A 12537-nucleotide genomic window follows, 5' to 3' on the forward strand; every position below is an offset into this window, starting at 1 on the left:
AGTAACGAATAACGGAGGGATATCGGATGAAGCAAATCTTATTGATCACCGACGGTTGTTCCAATGTAGGACCAAGTCCGGTGCTGGCAGCGGCCGAAGCACAGGAAGAGGGGATTACGGTTAATGTGGTTGGCGTGATTGATTATGGAACCATTGGTGAGCTGGGCAGCCGGGAGATTGAGGATATTGCCAGAGCCGGAGGTGGAATCAGCCAAATTGTAGGTACACGGCAGCTTGCCCATACCATGCAGATGATGACAAGGAAAACGGTGGTTCAGACCATTCAGCAGGCGGTTAATAGAGAGTTAACACAAATTCTGGGAGAGAAGGAGCCCAAAACGGTAACCGATCTGGAGCCTGCACAACGCGCCCGGGTCGTGGAAGTTATGGATGATATGGCTGAAACTACAGCGTTACAGGTGATATTGCTAATAGACGTCAGTGCCAGCATGAAGCCCAAACTGGCTGCGGTAGAAGAAGGCATTCGCGATTTAATGTTGAGTTTGCAGGCGCGTATAGGTCAGAGCAAGCTTTCCGTATTTCATTTTCCGGGACGACACAGTGGAGAAGATGCGGTAATGGATATTGACTGGACAACGGATCCAGGCCGTGTTCGGTCCTTGTTTGGAAGGTTGCAGATGAAGGGTGCAACGCCGACAGGTCCTGCAATTCAGAAGGTGATTGATTTTTACCGTTATGGTACACTGGAGAAACAGCAGGAAATAGAAGGGAACTATCGCATTGAAAGAGAAGGGATGCTCGGTGACAACGTTGTCTGACGCCTCTTTCCCGCCAGGAACAGTGGTTACAGGGAAATGGAATCGCAGTCGTTACACGATTCGGAAGCTACTGGGCAAAGGAGCTAATGGCATCGTTTTTCTTGTCCAACGGGGTGAAAATGGCAAACACTACGCGCTAAAAATGGGATTTGATCCGGTTGATCTGCAATCGGAAGTCAATGTGCTCAAATCTTTTCAACTACAGCGTAATCATGAGGCCCTTCGGCAGAGCGGCATTCCTTCCTATCTTAAAGATGTGGATGATTATGCCGTTCGTGGCCGGGATATTCCCTTTTATGTGATGCGTTACGTTAGAGGTGAGGCACTTCATCACTTCATTCGGCGTCAGGGGACAGACTGGACACTTCTGGTGGGACTTAGACTCTTGCAGAAGCTGGCACAATTGCATCAGGCGGGATGGGTGTTTGGTGATCTCAAACCTCAGAATGTGTTGGTATCCGACTATGGGCAGGTGGAATTGATCGACTACGGCGGAGTTACGTCTATTGGTCGAAGCGTCAAACAGTTCACTGAATGGTATGATCGGGGCTTCTGGAATGCAGGCAGCCGTACGGCAGATGGTACCTATGATGTATTTGCATTTGCATTATTGTTGATTCATGTACTTGAAGCAGACGCGCTCAAGGCACTGGCAGCCGAAGGATTACCGCAACTGCGAAGTGTGAATCAGCTCGTAGCGCTGGTGGAGCGCAGTGAACGACTGGGTCCTTTTCGCAATTGGACGAATCAGGCTTTACGAGGTCAGTTTCGTGATGCAGGTCATGCGGCACAAGGGTGGAAGGAAATGATGGCACGCCCCACGCCTCTCCGCCGTCGTTCCAAAAGTACAACACCGCGCTGGCTCAAGAACGCATTTGCTGTATCTGTGATATTACTTATTGGAGTGCTCATCTATGCACTACTTTTTTGATCTGTGAGAGTGCATATACATAACGCAAGGAATGAGGAACAGGTATGGAGGCTTTACGCTGGAACATGCTGGTGAAGAACGTGCTGGATGCAGCGGAAGAGCATCAGTTATGGGTTCCCGGGGATCGGATTGTCGTCGCAGTATCGGGCGGGCCGGACTCGGTAGCTTTTTTGCATATCATGCACGAGATCAGCATGCGGCATGTCCCGCTTGAATTAATCTGTGCCCATGTACATCATGGTTTCCGGACCGAATCTGATGACGAAGCGGAGAAAATGATGGAACTGGCACAGCAGCTTGGTATTACATTTGAATGGACCAAGGCCGATGTACCTTCATATATGGAGCTGACGGGTCAAGGACCGCAGGAAGCAGCCCGCAACAAGCGATATGCCTTTTTGCACGAAGTGGCTTCCAAATATAATGCGGCAAGCATCGCTCTGGCACATCATGCGGATGATCAGGCGGAGACGGTCATGCTTCATTTGCTTCGTGGAACCGGCTTGTCGGGACTCTCAGGAATGAAGTTTAAAAGACGAGAAAAAAATGTGGAACTTATTCGTCCATGCCTTCGTATAAACAAGACAGACCTTGTAGAAGCTTGTAATACCCAAGGTTTTATGTATTTCAATGATGAGAGCAACGCCCTGCGTAAATATCGGCGTAATGCCATTCGCTTGGATGTGCTTCCTTTTTTGGGGCAGTATAATGGACAACTCACGCCGTCATTGAATCGGCTTGCCGAAATTGTGGGTGATGAAGACGATTTCATGGAGCAGAGTGCATATGACACATACAGGTGTCTAGTGCAGGTGAACGGCGGAAGGCAAACCTTTGAGGTGCCTTCCTTCTTGAAGTTACATGTCGCTTTACAACGAAGGTTGATTAAACTAATATTGAATTATCTGCCTTTGGACAGTGATTTTGTCGACTTTACCCGTATAGAAACCATTCGACGCAAGGTCATGGAGACCCATGTGACGACCTGGAGCCTGGATATAGGACAGACACTCGCCTGCACTCGGGAGTATAATCTGATTTCTTTTGGCATACGGACGGACGTACAGGATCAATCTTACGAGTATCGTCTTGCGCAATGGAGTGGAACTTATGAGCTTTCACTCACCCCAATTAACCGGCATATTCGGTTGATGACGGTGAGTCCCGAGGACTATCATGTACCGGAATCGGCGGATCAAGCCGCGTTTGATGCGGATCAACTGCTTATGCCGCTGGTTGTGCGTTCACGGTTACCTGGAGATACCATGAAAGTGATGGGATTAAACGGAAGCAAAAAGGTGAAAAATATTTTCATCGATGAGAAAATCCCCCCATCTGTCCGTCCACGTATTCCTGTGGTATGTGATGGAGCAGGTCATATCATCTGGTTACCGGGTGTTCGACGGTCCAATGTGGCTCCTGTCAGGGAGGGCACTTCCGCAATCCTGTACATGACTGTAGGCGATTCAGCGATTCAGGGGTAGTGGTTATGGTTCAGGTAAGGCTTTCATAGTATAACTTAGGAGGTTCGCACAGTTGCAGAACGACATTCAGGAAGTATTGATCAGTGAAGAAGAAATTCAGAGTAAAGTCAAGGAATTAGGCGCAACACTAAGTGCCGAATATGCAAATCGCAATCCTTTGGTCATTTGTGTGCTCAAGGGTGCGTTTATATTTATGGCTGATTTGGTTAAAAACATAACGGTACCTGTTGAAATGGATTTTATGGCGGTATCCAGTTACGGCGCTTCCACCAAGTCATCAGGTGTTGTCAAAATCATTAAGGATCTGGATGTATCCGTTGAAGGACGGGAAGTTCTGATTGTCGAAGATATTATCGACAGCGGACTTACACTCAGCTATCTGATTGAACTGCTAGAAAACCGCGGTGCCGAGTCGGTGCGTGTGGTTACGCTGTTCGACAAGCCTTCAGGTCGTAAAGTTGAGTTGGAAGCTCATTACACAGGCTTTGACATTCCTGACGCGTTCATCGTTGGTTACGGTTTGGATTTTGCGGAGAAGTACCGGAACCTGCCCTATATCGGGATTTTGAAGCCGGAAGTCTATAGTAGCTAATATCCTGCCCGACCCAAGCCTTGAGCTGTTCTTGGCTTCTGTTGAGAAGCCATGTCGGGCTATGTTAAAATAATTAAAGTGTCTCGAGAGGAGGTAGGGGATGAATCGGTTCATCCGGAATTCTGGTTTTTATTTGATTCTTTTTTTAGTTGTGGTGGGGATAGTCCAGTTCGTCAGCAATGGCGGCGAAGCCACCGATAATCCTAGATATGATCAGTTGCGTGCAGCGATCAAAGCCAACAATGTCTCTGAATTGACGGTTCAATTCAACGGTCAAACGTATCTCGTGACCGGTCAATACAAGAAGGCACCTGATGGCGCCAAATCAGAAAATTTCTCAACGTATATTCCTCCTACGGATGAGGCAATTAGTGAGCTTGTAGCTGCAAGTGAAACTAACAATTTCCAATATCATCAGGAGCCAATGAAAGGTGACAGCATCTGGTTGACGTTGCTGACTTCCTTTATTCCTTTGATCATTATGTTCCTGCTGTTCTTCTTCCTGTTTAATCAGGCTCAAGGCGGCGGCGGTAAAGTAATGAACTTTGGTAAAAGCCGTGCTCGTCTCTACAATGAAGAGAAGAAGCGGGTTACATTTGAAGATGTTGCGGGTGCTGACGAAGAGAAACAGGAACTTGTTGAGGTTGTAGACTTCCTCAAGGACCCTCGTAAATTCGCAGCAGTAGGTGCACGGATTCCTAAGGGCGTATTGCTCGTAGGTCCTCCAGGTACCGGTAAAACGTTGCTCGCTCGTGCCGTAGCCGGTGAAGCGGGTGTACCATTCTTCAGTATTTCAGGTTCCGACTTCGTTGAGATGTTTGTCGGTGTCGGTGCATCACGTGTACGTGATTTGTTTGAAAATGCGAAGAAAAATGCGCCATGTATCATCTTTATCGATGAGATTGATGCTGTAGGACGTCAGCGTGGTGCTGGTCTTGGTGGTGGTCACGATGAGCGTGAGCAAACACTCAACCAGTTGCTCGTTGAAATGGACGGTTTCGGAGCTAACGAAGGTATTATCATCGTAGCTGCAACGAACCGTGCAGATATTTTGGACCCTGCCTTGCTGCGTCCAGGACGTTTTGACCGTCAAATTACGGTTGACCGCCCTGATGTAAGAGGTCGTGAAGCTGTCCTGAAAGTACATTCCCGTAATAAACCACTGACCAAAGATGTGAAAATGGATATTATCGCGAAGCGTACAACAGGTTTCTCTGGTGCGGATTTGGAGAATCTCTTGAACGAAGCGGCATTGCTTGCAGCGCGTCGTAACCGTAAAGATATTTCCATGAAGGAAGTTGACGAAGCGATTGACCGTGTCATCGTTGGTACGGAGAAGAAAAGCCGTGTCATCAGTGATCGCGAGAAACGAATCGTTGCTTATCACGAAGCAGGTCATACCATTGTAGGATATTTCCTCGAACATGCTGATATGGTACATAAAGTGACCATTATTCCGCGCGGACGTGCGGGTGGATATGTAATCATGTTGCCAAAAGAAGACCGTATGCTGGTTACCAAGCAGGAACTGTTGGATAAAGTAACCGGACTTCTCGGGGGTCGTGTAGCTGAAGAATTGTTCATCGGAGAAATTGGTACTGGTGCATACAGTGACTTCCAGCAAGCGACAGGTATTGTTCGCAGCATGGTTATGGAATACGGTATGAGTGAGAAATTGGGACCTATGCAATTCGGAAGTTCACAAGGACAGGTATTCCTTGGTCGGGATATCGGTCATGAACAGAATTACTCGGATTCCATTGCTTATGAGATTGATCAGGAAATGCAACGCTTTATCAATGATTGTTATGAGAAGTGTAAAGACTTGCTTGTTAAACATTCAAAAGAGATGCACCTGATCGCTCAAACTTTGCTTGAGGTAGAGACTTTGGAAATGGATCAGATCAAGCAATTGATCGAAACAGGTTCTTTGACTCCAAAAGCAGAGAATGACAATGATGGTGAAGGCACACCAACTGAAGGCGGAGAGCCAATCATCGACAACATCGGTGATGTGCGTGTCCGTATTCAAGGTAAAGATGAAACGCCTGAGCCACCAGCCGGAGATATTCCAAACGAAGCTCCGAATCTGGAAAAGGGTAATAACAATAACCCGGATGATGGCGGAACAAAGCCAACGTCTTAATGCATAATACATCTGGCTAGGATAGCAGGTAAAATCAAGAGAGCCCTCGGGGCTCTCTTTTTTTATCCATTATTTTAAAAGAGGATAGATAAAGATAAACGGGAGTTAGATGGCGAACCAGTTAGCAAACAGGTGGTTACAGCGCTGTTCCGGGCCTTTTTCATTTATTGACAGAGTCGTGAACGTTGTGTAAATTAGTTGTTAAACCGCTTGTGATTCGTTTCTCAAGCGAAGATAACGACTTAGGTTAGCCCACGAAACAGCGCATGACGCTGTCCCGATAAAGGAGAGGATCACAGGTGGAAGCTCTGGCTTTAGAGCGCAAGGCTGAGATGAACCGCGAGTTGCGTGCGCGGCTTATGGAGTTGAAGAAGGAACGTAATGCCATTATTCTTGCCCATTATTATCAACGTGACGAAGTACAGGAGGTTGCTGACTTCCGTGGAGATTCGTTTCTGTTAGCCCAGAAGGCAGCACAAACAGATGCGGATGTGATTGTTTTCTGTGGTGTTCATTTTATGGGTGAAAGCGCTAAAATTCTAGCGCCAAATAAAACAGTTATTATCCCGGACGAACGTGCGGGCTGCCCAATGGCAGATATGGTGAATGTGGATGGACTACGCAAATTGAAAGCACAACATCCTAATGCCAAGGTGGTTACGTATATCAATTCCTCGGCTGAGATCAAAGCAGAGACTGACATCTGTTGTACATCGGCGAACGCAGTCCGGGTTATTCAATCGGTGGATTCCGACGAAATTATCTGGGTACCGGATAAAAACCTGGGACATTATGTGCAGCAGCATACAGACAAGAAAATGATTATCTGGGAAGGTTATTGCAACACTCACGATATGCTTACAGTCAAAGATGTGGTGGAGATGAGAGCCAAGCATCCGAATGCAGAGTTTGTTGTCCATCCAGAGTGTCGCCCTGAGGTTGTAGAAATGGGTGATTTTGTAGGCAGCACAACAGCTATTCTGGAGTATTGCAAAAATTCATCAGCGAAGGAATTTATCGTAGGTACCGAAGATGGTACAGGATATCAGCTTCGTCTGGATAGTCCGGATAAACAGTTCCACTTTGCTACCAAGTTCCTCGTATGTCCCAACATGAAGGTGAACAACTTGAAGAAACTGGTGAAATGCCTGGAAACGATGAAGCCGCAAATCTACGTGCCACCGGCCGTTGCCGACAAAGCCAGAGAATCACTAGAGCGCATGTTGTTGGTAAAGTAGGATGCGCTACTCTTGCTCCAAGACAGGTGAATAACATGATACCGCAATATTTAGTTGATTTTGATCTGTCTGCGCTACCCATGGTAGAGACGGATGTACTGGTTATAGGCTCAGGGATTGCTGGTTTGTTTACTGCCATTAAGGCAAGTGAACAACAACGTGTGTTAATGATCACGAAGAAGTCATTACTTGAAAGTAACACCAGATATGCGCAGGGAGGCATCGCTGCGGTTATTGCTGAGGATGATTCACCTGCTTACCACTTGCAGGATACACTTGTAGCAGGAGCGGGCTTATGCCGCTCCGAAGCGGTAGAGGTATTGGTGAATGAGGGTCCGGACGGAGTGAAGGAACTGATTCGTTTGGGTACTTTATTTGATCTGGAGAACGGCGAGTTGGCGTTGACGCAGGAAGGTGCGCATAGCCACCGCCGTATTTTGCATGCCAACGGAGATGCAACAGGATATGAGATTGTACGTGCGCTTGCGGTCGAAGTGAATGAACATCCCGGAATTGAAGTATGGGATGAGCATTTTGTTATTGACCTGATTACAGATCGAGGGGAATGCATTGGCGCTCTGGTTCAGAAGGATGACGGATCGCAAGTGTTCGTGAAGGCACAGGCCACTGTGCTCTGCTCTGGTGGGGCAGGACAACTGTACCGATACACGACGAATCCGGATGTAGCTACTGCCGATGGTGTAGCCATGGCCTATCGGGCTGGGGCTATTGTTCGTGACATGGAATTTATCCAATTCCACCCCACCTCTCTTTGTTACCCGGGGGCCCCGCGTTTCCTTGTGTCAGAAGCCGTACGCGGCGAAGGGGCATATTTGCGCAATGTGAAGGGCGAGCGCTTTATGGATCGTTATCATGCCCAGCTTGAACTGGCCCCACGCGATATCGTGGCACGAGCGATTGTTAGTGAGATGGAGTCCACCAACAGTACCTTTGTGTACTTGGACATTACGCATGAACAACCAGAGATGATCAAGCATCGGTTCCCTACCATATATGAGACTTGTATGCGTTATGGATTGGACATGACAACGGACTGGATTCCCGTTGCACCTGCTGCCCATTACATGATGGGTGGAGTGAAAACGGATCTTAGTGGAGAGAGCAACATCTCCCGGTTATTTGCTTGTGGTGAGGTGTCTTCTACAGGAGTGCACGGAGCTAATCGCCTGGCAAGTAACTCTTTATCAGAAGCGATTGTATTTGGGCGGAGAATTGTTGATCGTATTCAATCTCTTCCTCCGCTTGGTTTATTACAAGTAAGAGGGGCTGCGCCTTCATCTGTAGAGATGAATAACAAGATCAATAAGATCACGGAAGAGCAAAAGCCGGTATCCGAAAGACGTTTACGACTACAGAAAATGATGGTTCGTCAGGTAGGCTTGCGCCGGAATGGTGAGGATCTGCAGAAGGCCATGGACAAGCTGCAACAGGAATTGCAATTTTTTGATCAGACTCTCACCCATAAGGAAGAGCTGGAGTATGCCAACCTTCTGACCTGTGCCTGGTTAGTTACCAGCGGAGCATTACACCGCGAGGAGAGTCGGGGGGCTCACTATCGTGAGGATTTCCCGGCGCGTGATGATATCGTGTGGCAGAAGCATAGTCTGCAGCAGCGAGAACAAGCGATTGTGGAGGAATTGATGTCATGATACTGAATGGATATAATGAAGGGCTTATCGAATCAATCAAAAACTGGCTTCGTGAAGATGTTGGTGCAGGTGACGTTACAACAAGTGTGACGATCCCAGCAGGCAACCAATCCAAGGCCATTATACACGCCAAAGACAATGGTGTTATTGCAGGCATGACCGTAGCTGAACTTGTATTTCAGGTCGTTGATCCTGATCTTGTATTTACACCGAAGGTAACAGACGGAGACAAGGTTACCCATGGCACGATTTTGGCCGAGGTAGAGGGAAGTACACATTCTCTGCTTACGGGGGAACGACTGGCACTTAACTTGCTGCAACGTATGTCCGGAATAGCTACGCGTACGCGTGCCTACGTGGATGTGCTGGATGGTCTTGAGACCAGGCTTGTGGATACACGTAAGACAACGCCTGGCCACCGATTACTTGAGAAATATGCAGTGCGCGTGGGTGGCGGAGCGAATCATCGATTTGGACTGTACGATGCCGTTATGATTAAGGATAACCACATCAAGGGTGCAGGCGGAATCACCGAGGCGGTACAGCGTGCACGAACCGTTATCCCACATACGATGACGATTGAAGTGGAGACTGAAAATCTAGAGCAGGTGAGAGAAGCCTTGCAAGCCGGGGCAGATATCATTATGCTGGATAACATGCATCCAGAGCGGATGCGTGAAGCAGTTGAGCTTATTCGTGAACAGGCTCCTCATGTGAAGGTTGAAGCATCCGGTAACGTGTCCCTCCAGACCATTCGTGGTATTGCAGAGAGTGGTGTGGATGTAATTTCGGTTGGCAGGTTAACCTATTCCTTTGAGAGCCTGGATATTAGTCTGGATTTAAATGAAAAGAAAGAGGGGTGAACCTCTTTGATTCTAGTTGTAGACGTGGGGAACAGCAATATGGTGCTCGGCGTATATCAAGGCCGGGAATTGCTGCACCACTTTCGTCTGAGTACATCACGTCAGTCAACAGTGGATGAATACGGCGTATTGATTTATAATTTATTTCATATGTCCGGCATCAGGGCAAGTGACATCGAAGGTGTCATCATCTCATCTGTGGTTCCGCCACTGGTGAATGTAATCGAAGCGATGTGTGAGAAGTATGTAGGCAAAAAAGCTTTGCTTGTCGGGCCTGGTATCAAAACTGGCTTGAACCTGCGATATGAGAACCCTCGTGAAGTGGGTGCAGATCGTATTGTTAATGCAGTGGCAGCCGTTGAGAAGTATGGCGGCCCTCTCGTCGTGGTCGATTTTGGTACCGCAACGACCTTTGACTGTATTGACGAGAAAGGCCACTACCTGGGGGGCGCTATTGTACCTGGCATTCAGATCGCCACTGAAGCGCTCTATGAGCGGGCATCCAAGTTGCCTCGTATAGAGTTGGAGAAACCTAAAAAGGTCATTGGCCGTAATACTATTCATGCCATGCAAGCGGGTATTATATTTGGCTATGCAGGCCAGGTTGATGGTATTGTAGAACGTATTCGCGAGGAGATGGGAGCGAAGCCCCGAGTTATCGCGACGGGTGGTCTCGCTACACTTATCGCAGAAGAAACCCGTAGTATAGAGGAAGTTGATCCGCTGCTTACGCTTGAAGGGCTGCGTATTATATATGAGCGGAACCGGGAAAGGTGAGCATAGAGACGGCATACAGCGGGCTGAGATTACAGCTTAAGTGTTGTGCCGTTTTTTCTGTGTTACTACTATTATGGCGATACGCCAAAGGAGGCTGAATGACTTGGAAAACAACAACAAGCATGACCGGTTAATTCGTGGTACAGCAATGAATGGAAAGGTAAGAGCCTTTGCTATCCAGACTACGGAACTGGTTGAGGAACTACGCAGAAGACACGATACGTTTCCCACGGCTACAGCTGCCATGGGGCGTACGGTTACAACAGCAGCCATTATGGGTGCAATGCTCAAAGGTGAAGAGAAGTTAACGGTACAAGTCAACGGTGATGGCCCTATTGGACAGATTGTAGCTGATGCCAATGCCAAAGGCGAAGTACGAGGATATGTTTCTAATCCGCATGTACATTTGCCAAGCAATAGTGTGGGAAAACTGGACGTTGCAGGCGCGGTTGGAACGGAAGGCTTCATCAATATAACGAAGGATCTGGGACTGAAAGAACCATATCGTGGCAGTGTGCCTATTATTTCAGGAGAACTGGGCGAAGACTTTACGTACTACTTTGCTCAATCGGAGCAAACACCTTCTGCTGTAGGCGTTGGTGTGCTCGTTGATACGGATAATTCCGTTATTGTCGCAGGCGGATTCATTATGCAGCTGTTGCCGGGATTGACAGATCCAGAGATCACGGCGATCGAAAACGCCATTAGTACGTTGCCGCCAGTGACCACGTTGCTGGAGCAGGGGCTTGAATTGGAAGAGTTGCTTCGCCGATTGTTGCCAGATGTACAAGTGATGGAAGGATTGGATATTCATTTTAGCTGTGAGTGTTCACGTGAGCGGGTAGAGAAGACACTAATCAGCCTGGGCCAAACGGAGATGGAGCAATTAATTGAAGAAGAGGGCCGAGCTGAAGTGGTCTGCCAATTCTGTAATGAAGCCTATGACTTTAACAAAGAACAACTTGAGACCATCCTAGAGCAAGCCAAGAACTGATCTATGCGGGGACGGGATGCGGAATGACAAGACAGGAAAAAGGGTTGTGGACGGCTGTAATTGTCTTGACGCTAGGCATGCTGGTCATGGGTACAGTGATGGCTATGCATGGTCTCAGACAGGGCAAAGACGAGGCAGATGCATCCCATGATGCCAATACGGAAGAAGGAAGCACCGTAGCCACGATCAACGGAGAAGTTATCACGGACAAAGAGTGGACCGATGCGCTGAAACGACGTTACGGCAGTGAGTTATTACTCCAGATGTTAAACCGCAAAGCAGTATATGCCGAAGCTATTGAACGCAAGCTGATCGTCACCCCCCAAGAGATTGCAAGAGAACTAGCGGCCGCGATGGATGGGTACGATTCAGAGAAATCATATTATGACGAAATGAAGTCCCAGTTGGGTCTGTCCAAACAGGAACTTGAATTGGAAGCCGGCTACAGGCTGTTGCTTGAGAAAATCGCAACGATTGGCATACAGATCAAGGATGCAGATATTGAGCATTACTGGACTGAACACCGTGAGGATTACGTTTCCCCCGAGAAATATGACCTGTCCATCATCGTAGTGAAGGAAGAAGAGGAAGCCGATTCCTTACTGGATGCGTTGGAGAAGGGGGAAGACTTTGAAGAAGCTGCTCGCAAGCAATCGACAGACAGCTTCTCTCGTGATGCTGGTGGGAGGCTGGGATGGATTGAGCGTAATGATCCATTCCAGTCAGAAGAAATCCTTCAACTTGCTGCCGGGCTGGATGTAGGCGATATTGCCGGACCGGTTCGAGTGGAAGAAGGTTATGTTATTATCAGACTTAATGATAAAGAAGAACGCCAGGTGCAGTCGGCCGAAGAGGTCCGTGAGGAGATTCGTATGCAACTGGCTCTGAGTCAGGCTGATCCGTTGCCGCAGGTAGAGCAAATGCTGCGTAACAAGTATGAAGCCGTAATCCTGTCCGAGATTCCTGCCTCCTGAATTCAATGGAGAAGATTGTCTCGTACTGCTGCATCTTGATAAAAATACTCTGTCTGCGGTCTTAGGGCCAAAGGCAGAGTATTTTTTTT

11 protein-coding genes are annotated in these 12537 nt (G+C 47.9%); all 11 read left to right on the forward strand.

Going from position 1 to position 12537, the window contains the following annotated elements:
* The first annotated feature begins 26 nt into the window (after positions 1–26).
* Positions 27–779: a VWA domain-containing protein gene (locus tag MHI14_RS27295; protein WP_091018321.1), complete on the forward strand. Its 753-nt coding sequence runs from the start codon at positions 27–29 to the stop codon at positions 777–779.
* Positions 763–1710 carry a serine/threonine protein kinase gene (locus MHI14_RS27300; RefSeq protein WP_091018319.1) on the forward strand — a complete coding sequence of 316 codons (948 nt, stop codon included), beginning with the start codon at positions 763–765 and terminating at the stop codon, positions 1708–1710. Before MHI14_RS27295 ends, MHI14_RS27300 begins: the two co-directional genes overlap by 17 nt.
* A gap of 44 nt (positions 1711–1754) precedes the next feature.
* Positions 1755–3194, forward strand: coding sequence for a tRNA lysidine(34) synthetase TilS (gene tilS, locus MHI14_RS27305; RefSeq protein ID WP_091039118.1), 1440 nt, complete (start codon positions 1755–1757; stop codon positions 3192–3194).
* Positions 3195–3246: 52 nt separating this feature from the next.
* Positions 3247–3786 carry a hypoxanthine phosphoribosyltransferase gene (gene hpt, locus MHI14_RS27310; RefSeq protein ID WP_017691352.1) on the forward strand — a complete coding sequence of 180 codons (540 nt, stop codon included), beginning with the start codon at positions 3247–3249 and terminating at the stop codon, positions 3784–3786.
* 100 nt (positions 3787–3886) lie between these two features.
* On the forward strand, positions 3887–5932 hold the full coding sequence (gene ftsH, locus MHI14_RS27315) for an ATP-dependent zinc metalloprotease FtsH (protein ID WP_091039119.1): 2046 nt from the start codon (positions 3887–3889) through the stop codon (positions 5930–5932).
* Positions 5933–6231: 299 nt separating this feature from the next.
* Positions 6232–7170, forward strand: coding sequence for a quinolinate synthase NadA (gene nadA / locus MHI14_RS27320; RefSeq protein ID WP_091039121.1), 939 nt, complete (start codon positions 6232–6234; stop codon positions 7168–7170).
* Between the two features lie 35 nt (positions 7171–7205).
* Entirely contained in the window at positions 7206–8840 is a 1635-nt protein-coding gene (gene nadB, locus MHI14_RS27325; protein ID WP_341132032.1) for an L-aspartate oxidase, read from the forward strand.
* Positions 8837–9703, forward strand: coding sequence for a carboxylating nicotinate-nucleotide diphosphorylase (gene nadC, locus MHI14_RS27330; RefSeq protein ID WP_091039124.1), 867 nt, complete (start codon positions 8837–8839; stop codon positions 9701–9703). Before nadB ends, nadC begins: the two co-directional genes overlap by 4 nt.
* A gap of 6 nt (positions 9704–9709) precedes the next feature.
* Positions 9710–10480: a type III pantothenate kinase gene (locus MHI14_RS27335; RefSeq protein WP_026081372.1), complete on the forward strand. Its 771-nt coding sequence runs from the start codon at positions 9710–9712 to the stop codon at positions 10478–10480.
* Between the two features lie 73 nt (positions 10481–10553).
* Complete coding sequence (gene hslO, locus MHI14_RS27340; RefSeq protein WP_091039125.1) at positions 10554–11474, forward strand: Hsp33 family molecular chaperone HslO; 921 nt, start codon at positions 10554–10556, stop codon at positions 11472–11474.
* A gap of 23 nt (positions 11475–11497) precedes the next feature.
* Entirely contained in the window at positions 11498–12448 is a 951-nt protein-coding gene (locus MHI14_RS27345) for a peptidyl-prolyl cis-trans isomerase (protein WP_133387505.1), read from the forward strand.
* Positions 12449–12537 lie beyond the last annotated feature (89 nt).

Origin of the sequence: Paenibacillus sp. FSL K6-2393 (genome assembly GCF_038002545.1) — a bacterium.
Taxonomy (GTDB): Bacteria; Bacillota; Bacilli; order Paenibacillales; family Paenibacillaceae; genus Paenibacillus.

Coding starts and splice junctions, on each gene's coding strand:
- MHI14_RS27295 (WP_091018321.1), top strand. CDS start 27: ATGAAGCAAATCTTATTGATCACCGACGGTTGTTCCAATGTAGGACCA.
- tilS (WP_091039118.1), top strand. CDS start 1,755: ATGGAGGCTTTACGCTGGAACATGCTGGTGAAGAACGTGCTGGATGCA.
- ftsH (WP_091039119.1), top strand. CDS start 3,887: ATGAATCGGTTCATCCGGAATTCTGGTTTTTATTTGATTCTTTTTTTA.
- nadB (WP_341132032.1), top strand. CDS start 7,206: ATGATACCGCAATATTTAGTTGATTTTGATCTGTCTGCGCTACCCATG.
- nadC (WP_091039124.1), top strand. CDS start 8,837: ATGATACTGAATGGATATAATGAAGGGCTTATCGAATCAATCAAAAAC.
- hslO (WP_091039125.1), top strand. CDS start 10,554: ATGGCGATACGCCAAAGGAGGCTGAATGACTTGGAAAACAACAACAAG.
- MHI14_RS27345 (WP_133387505.1), top strand. CDS start 11,498: ATGACAAGACAGGAAAAAGGGTTGTGGACGGCTGTAATTGTCTTGACG.